The sequence below is a fragment of the Ureaplasma diversum genome (assembly GCF_000941095.1).
Taxonomy (GTDB): Bacteria; Bacillota_I; Bacilli_A; order Mycoplasmatales; family Mycoplasmoidaceae; genus Ureaplasma; species Ureaplasma diversum.
Window position 1 is genome coordinate 752,465 of record NZ_CP009770.1, and the last position, 15,831, is coordinate 768,295.

13 protein-coding genes are annotated in these 15,831 nt (G+C 26.8%); 5 read left to right on the plus strand and 8 right to left on the minus strand.

The window, feature by feature from the left end; translation table 4 throughout:
• Positions 1-95: 95 nt before the first annotated feature.
• Both JM47_RS02945 and JM47_RS02950 read right to left on the minus strand, forming a co-directional pair.
• A complete protein-coding gene (locus JM47_RS02945; RefSeq protein ID WP_208894774.1) occupies positions 96-1,754 on the minus strand; it encodes an IS1634 family transposase in 1,659 nt (552 codons plus the stop codon).
• 216 nt (positions 1,755-1,970) lie between these two features.
• Positions 1,971-2,336 (minus strand): hypothetical protein, encoded by a 366-nt coding sequence (locus tag JM47_RS02950; RefSeq protein ID WP_208894906.1) that lies wholly within the window; start codon positions 2,334-2,336, stop codon positions 1,971-1,973.
• Between the two features lie 281 nt (positions 2,337-2,617).
• Between JM47_RS02950 and JM47_RS02955 the strand changes: the two genes are divergently transcribed.
• The 3 genes from JM47_RS02955 to JM47_RS02965 are packed head-to-tail and all read left to right on the plus strand — an operon-like array spanning position 2,618 to position 4,329.
• Positions 2,618-3,124 (plus strand): hypothetical protein, encoded by a 507-nt coding sequence (locus JM47_RS02955; protein ID WP_208894907.1) that lies wholly within the window; start codon positions 2,618-2,620, stop codon positions 3,122-3,124.
• Between the two features lie 42 nt (positions 3,125-3,166).
• Positions 3,167-3,625 (plus strand): HIT family protein, encoded by a 459-nt coding sequence (locus tag JM47_RS02960; protein ID WP_038102195.1) that lies wholly within the window; start codon positions 3,167-3,169, stop codon positions 3,623-3,625.
• Between the two features lie 2 nt (positions 3,626-3,627).
• Positions 3,628-4,329 (plus strand): hypothetical protein, encoded by a 702-nt coding sequence (locus JM47_RS02965; protein WP_208894908.1) that lies wholly within the window; start codon positions 3,628-3,630, stop codon positions 4,327-4,329.
• On the opposite strand, the gene hemW is transcribed toward JM47_RS02965, so the two are convergent.
• The gene (hemW, locus tag JM47_RS02970) at positions 4,326-5,402 is read right to left on the minus strand and encodes a radical SAM family heme chaperone HemW (protein WP_244870375.1); all 1,077 of its coding nucleotides are present in this window, start codon (positions 5,400-5,402) and stop codon (positions 4,326-4,328) included. The genes JM47_RS02965 and hemW overlap by 4 nt on opposite strands.
• Before the next feature lie 5 nt (positions 5,403-5,407).
• Positions 5,408-5,623 carry a hypothetical protein gene (locus tag JM47_RS02975; protein WP_038102200.1) on the minus strand — a complete coding sequence of 72 codons (216 nt, stop codon included), beginning with the start codon at positions 5,621-5,623 and terminating at the stop codon, positions 5,408-5,410.
• Positions 5,624-5,784: 161 nt separating this feature from the next.
• On the opposite strand from JM47_RS02975, the gene JM47_RS02980 reads away from it, so the two are divergent.
• Both JM47_RS02980 and JM47_RS02985 read left to right on the plus strand, forming a co-directional pair.
• Positions 5,785-6,372, plus strand: coding sequence for a hypothetical protein (locus tag JM47_RS02980; RefSeq protein ID WP_051749389.1), 588 nt, complete (start codon positions 5,785-5,787; stop codon positions 6,370-6,372).
• A 149-nt stretch (positions 6,373-6,521) separates the two neighbouring features.
• On the plus strand, positions 6,522-7,502 hold the full coding sequence (locus JM47_RS02985; RefSeq protein WP_244870376.1) for a nicotinate phosphoribosyltransferase: 981 nt from the start codon (positions 6,522-6,524) through the stop codon (positions 7,500-7,502).
• A gap of 139 nt (positions 7,503-7,641) precedes the next feature.
• Here JM47_RS02985 and JM47_RS02990 read toward each other — a convergent pair whose 3' ends face one another.
• From JM47_RS02990 to JM47_RS03005, 4 genes are all read right to left on the minus strand, one after another.
• Positions 7,642-9,186 carry a hypothetical protein gene (locus JM47_RS02990; RefSeq protein WP_208894910.1) on the minus strand — a complete coding sequence of 515 codons (1,545 nt, stop codon included), beginning with the start codon at positions 9,184-9,186 and terminating at the stop codon, positions 7,642-7,644.
• Positions 9,170-11,314, minus strand: coding sequence for a S8 family serine peptidase (locus JM47_RS02995; RefSeq protein WP_208894911.1), 2,145 nt, complete (start codon positions 11,312-11,314; stop codon positions 9,170-9,172). Before JM47_RS02995 ends, JM47_RS02990 begins: the two co-directional genes overlap by 17 nt.
• Before the next feature lie 286 nt (positions 11,315-11,600).
• Positions 11,601-13,121 (minus strand): hypothetical protein, encoded by a 1,521-nt coding sequence (locus tag JM47_RS03000; RefSeq protein ID WP_208894912.1) that lies wholly within the window; start codon positions 13,119-13,121, stop codon positions 11,601-11,603.
• A gap of 282 nt (positions 13,122-13,403) precedes the next feature.
• A complete protein-coding gene (locus tag JM47_RS03005; RefSeq protein WP_208894913.1) occupies positions 13,404-15,824 on the minus strand; it encodes an MAG6410 family transglutaminase-related lipoprotein in 2,421 nt (806 codons plus the stop codon).
• Between the last annotated feature and the right edge of the window lie 7 nt (positions 15,825-15,831).

Here is a 15,831-nt window from a genome sequence, read left to right on the forward strand (position 1 = left end):
AACCCTTAACTCGTCATTAAGTTAAGGGTGTAATTGAACAAGTGGGAAACACAGGCCTGTGTTTCCCACTTGTAGATTTTAAAAAAATAATGCCGTTAAATCATCCCTTTTTTGGATGCTCAAGCTAACACTTTTTCATAGATAATCCAGCTGGATTTTGTGCCTTTGTTAACAAAATCAATTTCTTGAACAACCATATTATTAACAATCTCTTTAATTGATTTAACATCATTTACGATTTCAACTAATTTTTGTTCTGTAATTTTTTCTAATCCCTGAGCAACTAATTCATCATTCATTCAATGTAGTATAAATCTTAAGAAAACAAGAGACACAAAACATAAACACAAATATCCTAAAATGTGTTCGTATTTAGATAGGTAAATCGGTCTTAATTCAAGTGTACTTTTTAAAGTTCTAAAGTTCGATTCGATTTTTCATTGTTTAGTATAAATTTCCATTATTTCTAGAATTGATAAATCGAATCGGTTTGTTATATAAACGAAAAAACCATCGTATTTTTCATCTTCTAAAATCTTTTCTTGATCAAGAATATAATAAGTCGTTTTGTCTACAGCCTTGTAGTATCTGCACTTCTTAGCTCCCATTAGTTTTTCTTGTGTAACAACACCTTTTTTGTCCATTTTCTTAGTGAAGTTGTTGATTAAAACTTCTCGATCATGTCGGTCTTTTCTAGCTCTTTCTTCGCTATGAACAACCACTAATCTTTTAGTTGATGCAGCATCTTGACTATCACCATTTGCTGGTTTCAAATCAATAATTTTGTATTTTAAATTATCATTCAATTGAGTATAATCGTCAGAATTCGTAATAGCATTTTTGATTTCTTTTTTAGTTGCTTTTAATCGATAAGCAAACACATAATTTCAACCGTTAGATTCTAAGAATCTAATATTTTCAGCATTATTCATACCCTTATCACCAACTATTGTGATGTTTTTAATTTCGTAAATACTAGCTAATTCTTCTAAAAACGGAATGAATGTTTTTTGGTCTGGTGTGTTTCCTGGGAAACATTTATAGTGAATTGGAATTCCATTTTCATCAGTTGCCATTGCGATTACAATTTGGTCTTCTTTGGTTTTTCCATCCTTTGAATAACCAGGCATTTTTAATCCTGTTCTAGTGAAACTTTCAAAATATGCTGTGGTTGAATCAAACCACATTACACTAATGTTTCTTTCGTATTTTTCGCTAATTTTGTCGTTTAAATTTTTAAGCAATATATGTGAATTTTTTGCAAGATACTCAAGAGATCGATAATATGAATTTTTAGAGAAAACATCTTGTTCTTCTTTTTCAATCGATTTCATTGTACCAAGTATACTTTTAGGTCCTTTGATTCGGTGTGAAAGCAATTGAATCAATATTGTTCTTAAGGTACTAGACTTTGTTTTTGAGCACCCTTTTAAAAGATCAAAATGATCAAATAATGTCTCAAATAATGAAAACATTTTATATTCTTCTTTAACTTCATTTTTAGCCGTTTCATTTGAATCTAAAACAGATTTTACTTCTTGTTTAGTTTTATCATCAAACGTCATAAATGGAAAATCTTGAGCGTTTATTTCTTCATCTCAATCATATTCATCACTAAACATCATCAGTTCGTCAACCGAACTAATTACAATTTTTGTTTCCGACTTTTTAGTATTGGGACCAGTTAAAATAGCAGGTGAACTTTTCACTTTTTTAGTTGTAGTTTTTTTAGAAGTTTTGTTGTCTGTTTTCATATTTTTACTCGTTTTGATATCTTAATTCTTGCATCTTTGTAATTATTATAAACTTTTATATTTTTATAAAAATATAAAAGCAAAATAAAGCATTTTAACTCTTTTTGTACCAAAAGAGAAAAACCCAGCAATAATTTTGAAAAAATCTTGCTCATTACATTCTTTTATAAGTCTTATTTTTATATATAAATATATAAAAGAAAAATAAAAAAACCCTTAACTCGTCATTAAGTTAAGGGTGTAATTGAACAAGTGGGAAACACAGGGTTCTTCTTTTTTGTTTTCTGGTTCTTTAGGTTCAGACTTTGTTTTCTCTTCGTTTTTTTGATTAGGTTGTAGTTCAATGATTTGTGGATTTTCTTTTTTAAGTTCTGTTTTAGAATTATCTTTTTTTGTTAAATCCATCATCTTATCATTATTGTTAAGTTGGGGGTTAACATTTTTTTGTTCTTCTTTAAGAACTGTTATTGGCTGATCTTTTTGGTTTTTAGTTGCTCCTAGTCCTGCTCCTAAACCAACTGCTAAAGTGGCTGTAATACCAAGTGCAACACTTAATGCTATAATAATCTTCTTTTGTTTCATTTTAATCCTTTAAATTCATTTATAACATAGTTCTTAGATATAATAATTTACTATAATATTTAAATTAATGCAATATAATATGATTTAAAAATAATTTATTTATATTTGTATATTATAGATAAATTAGACTTTAAACTATATCAATTAGTATAAAATATTAATATTATTGTTTTTTAGGAGGTCTTATTTTGTTTGATAAAACTCTAAAAACAAACCGAAAGATGATATCTTTACAGATTGCTCTATTGTTGTTTACAATAGTGTGAGCATGCTTTATTGTTATGTACTTTTTAACTGGTAGCATTGTTACATCTGGTAATATCGGGATTCGTGCAATTGCAGTATTACTTGGAACAGATCCAAACCAAGCTGATTTTAAAAAACATCTTCCTGAGTTAGCTCAAATTGCTATTTTCTTAGAAAAAGCAATTTTAAACTCTCTTGCTAATAATGAAAAACAACTGGCATTATTAAATTTAATTGCAGTTGGTGGAATCATTGGAGCTGGTATTTTCTGCTTCTTTATAGGATTTGCTAACTTCGTTAAGGTTTGTGTAATGATTTCGCAGGTTAAAGAATATAATAGATCAGCAAAAATTGCAAGATTAGACAATAAAAGAAATGTAGTAATCTTGATTATGAGCTTTTTATGATTCATCGTTTTAATCAATGTAATCTTAATGCTTGCATTAAGTGTTAGTTGAAAAGTAACTACAAAGAAAATGATTAGTGAACATAATAAAATACAAACTGAACAGTTTAATAACAAAACTAACTATATGTACTAAATCATTTCATAAAATAAAAAAAAATTAAATAGGTAATTTAAGATGGTTGATTGTATTTTTTGTAAGGTATGAAATAAAGAAATACCAAGTCAAATCGTAGATGAAAATGAACACGCATTTGCGATTTTAGACATTAATCCAGTTAGTGATGGACACTTATTAATTATCCCTAAGAAACATTATCGAAACTTTGGATTAACAGATCCAGATGTGTTAGCTGGCATGATGCGTCTAGCTAAGAACTTAACATTTGTTTTAGAAGAAACATTTGATGATATTTCTGGTTTTAATTACTTAATGAACACAAACCCAAGTGCAGGGCAAGTTGTTTTTCATACTCATTTACATATTATCCCCAAGTATGAAAAAGACCTTGGGTTTGTTTATTCTGCTAAAAAAGAAGAAAATACACTTGAACCAGTTGATAAGGTTTATAAAAAACTAAATACTAAATTACAGAAAATGAAGAAATCACGTTTAAGCAAACACTATATGGTTTAAATATGAATCCAGTTATTGATTTAGAAACACTACTTAAAAAACTAAAACCATTACTTAAAGATTTTTATGATGGTTATATGAAATCATTTATTTTAGCTATTGATGATCCTAAGATTCATGAACAAAATAAAACTAATTTAATTGATAATATTAACCACTTTAAAACAATTATTAATAGTTTAGATAAAAAACTATTAAGTTTTCAATATCCTTATTTAAACAATGAACTTAAAACTTTACTAAATAATAAGAACATTGATCAACTTTCTTTATATCAACTCTATTATTTAAATAATTTAATCTTTATATTGATTCCTCATATTCTTCATAACTACTATTTAGACCAACAAGCTAATCCATTTAAAAAACTAGCTAAATTATTAGCTGTTAATTGTTTAAAACTATTTAAAGAATGAGATCAAACTGAAAACAAAAGTCTTGAACAACTAAGACTTAAAACAGTTCAACCAAACTCAAACCAAGAATATCATAATCTAATCCCATATCAACAACTTAAAACTACATATGAACAAATGAAACAACTATATAATCATTTCATTTTAGTTACTTGAGAACCAAAACAAGTAAGAGTTGTTTATAATACTTCTTTTTTATATTACTATTCTTGATTAATTGCTTTATTTGCTGTTTTAGTAATTATTGCTTTAGGAATTGGAATTTGAGCAATTACAGCTCAAATCTAAAAAAGATCTAAAATACTGTTGTGTAATAAATTAATATCATCAACCACTAAGTGGTTGTTTTTTGTTATACTAACAGCTTTTAATTTATCTTTAAACATTTTATAAGCATTATTAAATTTATCGATATTTAAATCAAGTCCATTCACTAATCTTAAGCCCATCATTAAGATTTGTTGATTGACTTCATAATCAGTTAATTGATTAGTGATTAATTTTGGATCTTGTAATGGTTTATCAAAATAGTATTGGATCTTGTTTTCAAAACCATGAGCACCATATCCAATTCCAATCCAATCATTACTTAATCAATAAGCCATATTGTGTTTACAACAATAGTTAGGATCAATTGTTCAATTAGCTACTTCATATCTTAAATAATTTATTTCACTAAATCGTTTAATGATATATTCCATTTGATCAGCTTCTTGTTCTTCATCTAAAATTAACCCTAATTTTTTCATTAATGATCCAGACTTAATTTCTAAAGCATAAAATGAAACATGGGGAATTTGATATTTTAAAATAAATTTAAAAACATCTTCTACATCATCTAATGTTAAATGATGTAAAGCATAAATAAAATCACACGAAACATTATAAATATCATTTTGATGTAATAAATCAACAGCAGCCGCTACATCTTCAATTGTATGGATACGATTGATTTGTTTAAGAATCTGATTATTAGTTGATTGTACTCCTAAACTGATCCGATTAACTTTATATTTCTTAAACAAATCAATTTGGTTTTGATTAATTAAATCTGGATTACACTCAATACTAAATTCACAATCATCATTTGCATAAACAGAGATCAGACTCAACAACTTTTCAAGTTCAGCATCAGTTAAACAATTAGGTGTTCCCCCGCCTAAGAAAATAGTATCAAACTGTTTAAATTTAAACTTTTTAGTTCACTTTTCTAAATCATTAAAATACCCATCCACTAATGGTTGGGTATGTTCATTTTTAAGAATCCTTTTAAAGTCACAATAAGTACATATGTGATTACAAAAAGGAACATGGACATATAAGTGCTTGGTATTAGTACTAAAAATTAATTGATGATTCATCACACTTATGCATTAACTTCAAGACTATATAAATAAGTAATAACATATACTAATAATACAATTACACAAGCACAGCAAAAAGTAAGTAAGACACTAATTACAATTCTTCAAGTTCTTGGTAATTTCTTATGTTTCTTAACTTTATTTCGCTCTTGTTCTTGTTCATCAAAAACAACTGTTTTAGTAACTCTTAGTCTTGGGTTAATGTCTTTTTTAGTCATTATTATTCCTTATTTTAGAATTAATTTAATTTTTGCTTTTTATTTCGGTTTTGAAATAGTTATAATTTATAAATATCACACTAAACCTAACAAGGATTTAGTTAGTGAATAATATTATACATTATATAATATATTGATCGATTTTGAAGGAGCATTTTTAAATGCGAAATATTAGAGCAAACGAAAATAAAACAGTTGTGAAGCTTTTAAATATCAATGATAAAGGGATGAAGATATTAAATATCCTTATAGTAGCCTTTGCTTTTGGTTTATTCGCTTGTGCGATTATTGGTAGTTTTGATGCAAAAGCAACTAAGTATGCAATTGGAATTGGAGTTGGGTTAGTACAATTCATTGTATTAGGTTTATTAATTTATCGAGTTATAGTAGTTCATTACCAAAACAAGTGAAGTAAAAAAGAAATTATTTGACAAGGGATCTTATTTGGTTTATGGTTCTTTGGTTTTATTTGATGAATGTGAGCAACTGCAGCAACTACTCAAGCCTATGAACAAATCGTTCTTTTTTATGATTTAAACAAAGCTAAAAACCCAAATTATTCATTAATTGTAATGACAGGAGTTCCTTTTGAACTCTTTAAATCATTAGTTTTAAGTCTATGATTTATTGTTATTAAAACAGCAATGTTATTATTTGCTTCTACATTCTATAACATGATGTTTAATAGCAAAATGATTGCTGAAAATGCTAAAAAAGCCAACAAAATGGCTGATCCTAACCATAAATAAAACATATGTCCAGACACAAACCGATATCTTTAACCCAAAACATTGATTTTATTTTTGATAATAAAATAGTTGATCATCATTACACAAATTTTGCAACCATAACTAGTTGTAATATCACTAAACAATATCTACCAGACCATAATGTATTAATGCAATTTAGCAATAATACTAAAAGTAATATTATGGTTTGTGGAACTGCTGAAGTATTAGCTTTATTAGAGTTTTCAATTCACAAAAAACAACTAAAACAACTCAAGATCAAATATGTTCCTGATGGAACAGTTATTAAAAGTAAAGATGCTTTATTTTCAATTGAAGGATCTTATGAAGACTTTGGTTGATTAGAAAATTTAATTAGCTCAATCCTAGCTAAAAGAAGTTCAACAGCAACAAATTGTTATAACATCTTATGCGAACTAAACGAAAGCCAAGATCTTATTATTAATGATAGTTGCTCAGTTGATTATAGTTTACAAGCTTATGATGGATATGGAGCTGCGGTTGCTGGTGCTTATTTATTTACTACTAAAGCTCAAGTTCAATTTCTAAAAGATATGGATCATTCTTTTGAATTTGTTGATTATATTCCAAACAATATGATTCAACAATATAATGGTGATCTTAAATTAGTAATTGAAACTTATTTAGCTAACAAGAAAACTAATAACTTAATAGTTAGTTTAAATTACAATAACAATGTAATTAATGATTTAGAAAACATCAGAGAACATCTAACTAATTTATATGCTATTAGTTTAGATTTAAGTGATGATCTAATTGATGAAAGCTTAATTGCTACTTTTGGTAACATTAGAAACTTTGATCTAAATGGTGTTAACCACCATTTAGTCCAACATGTTCGTAAATGATTAGATGAAAATGATGCAGAACACATCAAAATTATTATTCAATCTAATAATATAAGCTTAGAAGATATTAAACGTAATAAACGAAACAATATAGCTGTTGATATTTATGCACTAACATCTAACTTAAATGATGATTGAGTAGAAATAGGCTCTGATTTAGTAGCATTTGATCAAGTTGCTCAAGCACCTGCAGGTAAAAAACTAGCTAAAAACCAGGATGATTTAGTTTCTTATAAGTACACTAGTTGATGAAGTTTTTAAAATAGTTTAGTTTAATAATTAATATTGATTTATACACAAAAATAAGTAGGTTTGTTGCCTACTTATTTTTAGTTATATGATTATTGATTAATATGTTTTGTTAGATTGTTATACTAATATTTGTTAATGTTGAAATCTTTTATTTATTTCAAGGTAATGAGTCTCAATCAGTTTTTGGTTTTTTATATCAAGTTTCATAATCAGTTTTTTTAGTTTTCAGTTTGAGTTTGTATTGTTCAATATCGTCTAATTGATCTACTTCAAAAAAGAAAGCTACATAAAATCCTCAAATTGCAGTTGGCTCACTATTTCGTCTTTTAATTATTTCTTTTGTACTAGAAAATTTAGGTAAATAATTATATTCTAGTTCTACATTTATAGTTTTTGTTTTAGGATCAACATCATACTTTTTAGCTATATAAGTGTTATAGTAATCATTGTTATAATAACTATGTTCTTCTTCTAATAATAAAGCTACTAAAGTCTTTTTATTAAAATCAGTTTTAATATTTTTGTCTAATGAATCAAAACCGATTTTTGTAGCTAATTCTTCTTTATTGTTAATAAATATAATTTTGTTAGTAGCATCTTCATGATTATTATCTAAAGCTCTAGCACTAATTATCTTGTGGTGTATATTTTTTTCATTTTCAAAATGACGAGAAAATTGAGCATATATTGGTTTATTATCAGTTGTTAAATAATTAACTCCATCTTTAAAAACTAATCGTTCTTTGTTTTTATCATTTGTGAATGGATTCCAGTTTAAATTAGTTTTATATTTAACTGATAGTATTTTATTAGTAATTGAATCATCTAATGGGATAGATGTGTATTTAGTTCGCTTTCTTTCATCTTCATCTAAATATACACCATCTTCGTATTCTAATTTAACAATTTTATATTGATCATAAACTGAATAAATACCATCAAAGATGAAGTCTTGTGTTGGGCTTTTGATTTTAGTTTCTAAAGAATAGAACTCTTCATTAGTATTTAAATTTTGAATAACTAATTTTGCTACCTTATCTTTTCATTTTGATAAGTTATTAAGTCGTAGTTTGAATTCATTATAGAAGTATTCAATAATTTTTGCATTGGCTGATAGTTTGATATCAGATAGTTTGCTAAAAACAGATAAGTCTTCTTTTTCATTAGTGATTTGATAATCACTTGATTTTGAATCATTGTTAAGATCATCATAAATAAGTACTTTTTTTATGATATATTCATTATCATCTTCTAAGTTTTCAAAAGCAACTAAAACTGAGCCATCATTAGCTATTTTTGTTTTATTTGAAGTAATTAAAACATTTTGATCATCAGCTTTTTGGAGTTGAATTTGTACATATTTATTTTTGTATAATGAATTCAATCCAAAGCTTAATAAGTATTTATTATCCTTTAGTTCTAGATAGTTATTTAAGTTATTTAGTAAAATTGCATTTGGCTGTGACAAGAAAGATGTTGTTATTGGTTGAGCTGGTTTTAGTGCTACAAGTGGTTGAGTTTGTTTAACCACTGTAGGATCAGTTATCTTTATGTTTTCTTCAAGTAATGATTTTTTAGGGGTACTTTTTGTAGATGGGTTTTTGTTTTTTTGAGAACAAGAAACCGCAATAATTGGAGCAATAGATAAAAATAAAAAACTAGCCATTATTTTAAATTTAATATTGATCTTCATCACTTATTTCCTCAGCAAATGTTAATGCCGCATCTGCAGCTTTAAATAAATTATCTTGTCTAACAACCTCGATTCTATATTCTTCTCCATCAGCTAAAAATTCAACTAATCTTACATTGAAATCTCCCTTTGTATCAATCTCTTTAATTAATTCATTTTTAGAGTTATAAACATATAAACCAAAAGAAATTCTATCTCTGATTCAAAATATTTTATTGTTCATTATTCCTTCTCTTTCATAAGTATCTAGATCACCAAGTTTTTTCTTTAAATCTAATTCTTCGTCATAACGATGTACCTTGCACTGGTTAAGTTGTGCTATGATGTCAAGTGATGATTTCTTGTCATGATTTTTATTATAATACTGCTTTCATAAATCTATACATCCAGATCCATCACCAATTGGTATATGACCCGTTCAATTGGGTTCATTTATAGGTTTAGAATTGTTTTTAGCATCTGAGTTAGTTTTAGATAAATCATGTTGATTCGCATTTAATCCATTAAAATGATTAATTAAATATGAATTGAAAGGATCGTTAGCCTTCTCATATAATCATGAAAGACCGACTCTAACTCTACTTCCTTTTTTGAATTTTTTGTTTACAATTTTAACAATTTTACCATTTTCATTATAAGATTGATTGGTATCGACTGATAATAAGGGATCTTCCCCTTTGATATAGATCAAATTTCTAAGAGCTTCTTTTACTAAATAATAATTAGGAATGCCAAATCCGAGTTGGTTTGTGTAACTATAATTTGGATCTAAACTTACAGGATATGGCAGTCAATTTATAGAACCTGGACTTCAACTTCCTGTAATTAAAGCAGATTTAAAAATAATTGAATTATGCCCCTCATCAAATTGTTCTTTATTAGTTTGCAAAAGCATTGATGCTATAGCAGTTACAACAGGAGCAGAAAAACTTGTTCCTTGGTCTTCAAAATTTTCTTTAGTAGGTTTTATAAAATCAAATCGCCCCGGGGTAGTAACGGACAAATAGTTTATGTTGTTTCCTATTTGGCTATATCCTGCTTTTGCTGGAGCAGGTCTATTATTGTATTCGTATTTTGAAAGAGCTCCTACAACAATTGAATTCAAAGATAGTTTTCTCCCAACCAATTCTTTAACTGCTGGCTCTTTGTTAAAACTATTACCAGCTGAAAAAATATAAATAAGTTCTGGATTCTTGACAATTGCTTCATCAATCGCTCTTGAATATTCATTATATTTTCTAAGATATGGATGGTCTTTAATTGATTCTTTTGTAAATCCATAACTATTATTGATTACATAAGTTTTAAGTTTTTGTAAGTTTTCGTCATCTAGTTTTATAGAATGTCGCAAAAGTTTAAGCTTTACTGTTTGATTTATCCCTTTTGATCCAGCTATTATTTCGGAAACTTGGTTTGGATGATATTTATTATATTTTTTATCTATTTTATCATCTTCTAAATCAAGTAAGTTTAAATCATTATTTCATTCGAGTCTACCAAAATTGTTTGAATTAAATTTATCAATTTCTGATACACCAACTATTACATCACCTAATTGACGGAAGGTATTTTTGAAATGAAAATATCTTGTTCCTTTATCTAAACCAACATATTTAAAATTATTATAGTTTAGTTCTGTTTCTTCTAAAGTTGATGCTTGTTCAAAGTTATTAACTATAGCTCCATACCATAACAACTCTTCTTGTATTCTCTTTTCAGAATCTATATTTTGTTTAAAAATAATTGGTCTCTTGTATCAATTTTCTTCTAATAAATATCTATCGATTAAGATCCCATCGATATCTTTTTTATTTTCATCAAAGAATTGCTTTAAAGGTCACTTAAAATAATCGTATTTATCTTGATTTGCAAGAATTGTTATCTTTTTATCAAATTCAAAAAACTTATAATCATATTGATTTCTAAGATAACTTTTATATAGATGCTGTTCTAGTTTTGACATTAATGTTTTTTTATTAATATTGTCTTTTATTAATATTTCGAACCCAAGCTCAAAATTACTAGTATATTGCAAATTATTTGCAGCAATTCCTAAGAAAGGAACGGATGCAACTATTGGAATTATGCCAATTAAAATAGCTCGTTTAATTATTAATCTTTTGTTCATAAAATTAATTAGATCCGTTTCTATTAGTAGTTAATCTTGCAATTAAATACTAAATTAGAGATAATAACAAAAAAATTTTATAATTGCTTTTGTTAAATTTATTATATCACGACTATAAATTAAGGGGTTTTTGCATATAGTTAGTTCTTTATAGGTTTTATAAATGGTTCAAGACACTAATTTTTCACAATCACTTTTATATTCAAAAACTAGGCTTATGAAAATAAAAACACAACTATGACTAAACATAATTGTGTTTGGTTTTAGTTATCAATATATGATTAGCTTACTCATTTCAAGGTAATGAGTCCCAATCAGTTTTTGGTTTTTTAGACCAAGTTTCATAATCGGTTTTTTTAGTATCGATTTTTAACTTATATTCTTCAATATTTTCTAATTTATCTATTTCAAAAAAGAATGCTACATAAAAATCTCAAAATGCAGTTGGTTCAGTATCTGGTCTTTTAATTATTTCTTTTGTACTAGAAAATCTAGGAATGTAATTATATTCTAGTTCTACGTTTATAGTTTTTGTTTTAGGATCAACATCATACTTTTTAGCTATAAAAGTGTTATAGTAATCGCGGTCATAATAACTATGTTTTTCTTCTAATAATAAAGCTACTAAAGTCTTTTTATTAAAATCAGTTTTAATATTTTTCTCTATTAAATCATGTCCTATTTTTGTAGCTAACTCTTCTTTGCTGTTTATAAATATAATTTTGTTAGTAGGATCTTCATAATTATTATTTAAACCTCTAGAACTAATTATCTTACCGAATAGATTTTGTTCATTTTTAAAATGAGTTGGAAAATGAGCATATATTGGTTTGTTATTAGTTGTTAAATAATTAATTCCGTATTTAAAAACTAATCGTTCTTTATCTTTGTCATTTGTGAATGGATTTCAATTTAGATTAGTTTTATATTTAACTGATAAAGTTTGATTAGTAATTGAATCATCTAATGGAATAGATGTGTATTTAGTTCACTTTCTTTCATGTTCATCTAAATATACACCATCTTCGTATTCTAATTTAACAATTTTATATTGATCATAAACTGAGTAAATACCATCAAAGATGAAATCTTGATTTAAGCTTTTGATTTTAATTCTTAAAGAATAGAACTTTTCATTAGTGTTTAAATTTTGAATAACTAGTCTTGCTACCTTATCTTTTCATTTTAATAAGTTATTAAGTTGCAGTTTGAATTCATTATAGAAGTATTCAATAATTTTTGCATCTGTTGATAGTTTTATATCAGATAGTTTACTAAAAACAGATAAGTCTTGTTGATCATTAATAATTTGGCGTTCAATAGGATTAGAGTTGTTATTATCATAAATAAGTACTTTTTTGATGATATATTCATTATCATCTTCTAAGTTTTCAAAAGAAACTTGAGCTGATCCATCGTTAACTATTTTTGTTTTATTTGAAGTAATTAAAACATCTTGATCATCAACTTTTTGGAGCTGAATTTGAACATACTTATTTATATATGATGAGTCTAATTTAAAGCTTAGAGCATACTTGTTATCAACAAATTTCAAATTCTTATCTATGCTATTTAATAAGATTTGTATTGGTTTTGCTGGTTCTAGTGCTACAAGTGGTTGAGTTTGTTTAACTACTGTAGGATCAGATATTTTTACATTTTCTTCAAGTAATGATTTTTTAGGAGTACTTTTTGTAGCTGGGTTTTTATTTTCATTTGTACAAGAAGCTATTAATAAAGGAATAGAGATAGATGAAGCAACTGCCCCAATCAAAATAGCTTGTTTGATTATTCTTTTTCTTTTCATAAAAATTGATTTCATCCATTTCTATTAGTAATCATTTATTGATCGATTACTAAATTAGTGTAGTAACAAAAAACAATTTATAGAATTCTTTCTGTTTAAAGTTATTATAACACGACTATAAATTTAAGTATTTTATGCATATAAATGACTAAACCGATTATGAATGATTAAGAATGATAATTTTCTTCAATCTTTCTATTAGAAAAATATCTTTATAAAAGAAAAACACAACTATGACTAAACATAATTGTGTTTAATAAATATTGTTTTATTTAATCTTTTTTAGTAAACAGTTACTTTAACTGTATCAGATGCAAGTTGAGAACCATTTGGTTTACTTCTAACTTGATAAGTTCCTGATGATAAATTACTTAATTTAGTAGTAGTTATTTCTTTTCAATCAGCTGTGCCATCTAATCGGTATTGCATAGTGTTATCAACGCCAATAATTTGTTTATTGTAATATTTAACTTCTCTATCTAGATCTCTACCTTTAGTTAATTTGATATGTTGGATCTTAGAAGCAGAATGTTTAGCATCTGGTTTTCTACGAACATAGATGTCTATTGTACCAACATCATTAAATGGAATACTATTTCCTTGTATATCTTTTCAGTCTCCAATAGTAGTTCGATATTGCATATTTGAATCTACATTAGTTAATACTCCAGATGAATTTGTATCAGCAATAAACTTAGCTTCAGGGGTTGGTTGTTGTTTTACATCAAAACTTACTTCAGAAGTACTTGGTTTGAATTGGTATCCAATTTTAAAGACATCAATCTTAATATTATTTTTTCCATTAGGGATATCGAAATTTGTTAAGTAAACTAAATATCCATCATTAGTTTTTTCTAATCTATCAATGAATGCATTTTGAACTTCAATGTTTTCTAAGCCAAATTCAACTTCACCATTGGTTTGGATTTTAATGATATAAGAACTCTTGTCATTTGTTGTTGGTGAAATAGTTAAATCAACTTTTTTAGAATCAACATTTTTAATTTGATCTTCTAATAAATATCAGAAATATTTAAAGTTGTAATTTCAATCAACTTTTCTACCAACATTAGGTTTGTATCTAGTACCTGTAAGATCTTTGATGGCTTTTTCTAATATTTCTTCATTTTTAAATTTTCAAGGTGTATTAACTAAAAATCAAGTTCTTTTAGGCTCTTTTGTGAAAGTTTTATGTATAACCCTTCTAACTCCAATTTCATCAACCACAAAGTTGTCCATCTTTGAAGCACGATATTTTGTCCCCATTGAATTTTTATTAGGGTTAATATAATCTCTAGGTCTCTTAAAATTCTCATCTAATAATAAGAAGTAATTATAAATAGTGTTTTGTTTGCCGGTATTTTTGTTTCAACGTTTTGATCTTACTCCTCAAGTTGTATCCACATGGTATCATTTACCTTCAATTTCAACTAGATTTCAAATGTGGTTCTCATATGTGTTTCTAGCAATTAAAACAGGTCCAACAATTAATTTAGATGGTATACCAAGTTCGTCAAGTAACATCTTATAACCTTTAGCATATCCAGAACATACACATTGTTTTTCAACAAGTGATGAATAAGCAGTTTGGTCATCAACCAAATTACCACGCTCAACATATTCTACATTTTGAGTCATTCACTCATATGCTTTTAATGCTTTTTCGTAATCTGATAAATTGTGTCATTCTTTGGTAATTTCTTTTGCAGCTTCTTTTGCTTTTCGGGTTTCAATTTCATTTACTGTTTCAGAATTAGAAAAAACTCTAACTATAGCTTTATATAAATATCCTTGATATTCTGCTCAAACTTCTGATTTACCTTGTTCACCATCATACTTAAGACCTGAGACAGTTCCATCATCTTTAAGTGAAATGATTGCCCCTTCTCAAGTAGATCCACTCTTATAAACTTGACTTTCAGGGTATCGAGTTCTTACATATCATTTAACCCCTAAAACTGGTTTTCCATCTTTACCTAATAACTCTAATTTAAAGGAATCAGAACCATTTCCAAGTACTTCTACATAATCATTTTTAAGTTTAAAATCAGAATGTGTATAGTAATTTGGTGCTAATTGGTCAATCCCTAAAATACGATCTCTTATTTCTTGTTCAGCTAATACAGCAGGTTGAACTGGTTGATCGATTTGTTTAGGATAGAAGCTATCATCAACATGTTTAAGCGGTTGTTCTTCTTTAGTATTTGAATCAAAAGGAGATTGAATTTCTTCTTTTGGTTGGTTTGATGAACTATCAACTAGTGGATTAGTAGATTGATTCTTTGTTTCAACTTCTTTTTTACTATCAACTAAATTAGAGCTACTTGAATTATTTGGAGAAGGTTGAGAGTTATTTGAACCAACAACACTTTTATCATCTGGTTTTTTATTAACTTGATCAGATGGTTCAGTAGGTTTTTGTTTATTCCCTGTTGCAGGACTACTACTTTGATTATTTAAAACACTTGGTTTATTTTCTTGTTTCTTCTCACTAATCTTAGTTTTATCTGTTTCTTTAAATAGTTGACTATTCTTCTTTTTAGAATTTGAATTATCTCTTTCATCAAGCTCTTCTAAAAGAAAGTGTTTTTGATTAACGCCTTGTTTATCTTCATTTTTACAACTTGCTACAAAACCAATAATAGGTAATAAACCTACTCCTATTAATAAACTAGAAATGATAATTTTCTTCTTTGTTTTCATAACCACT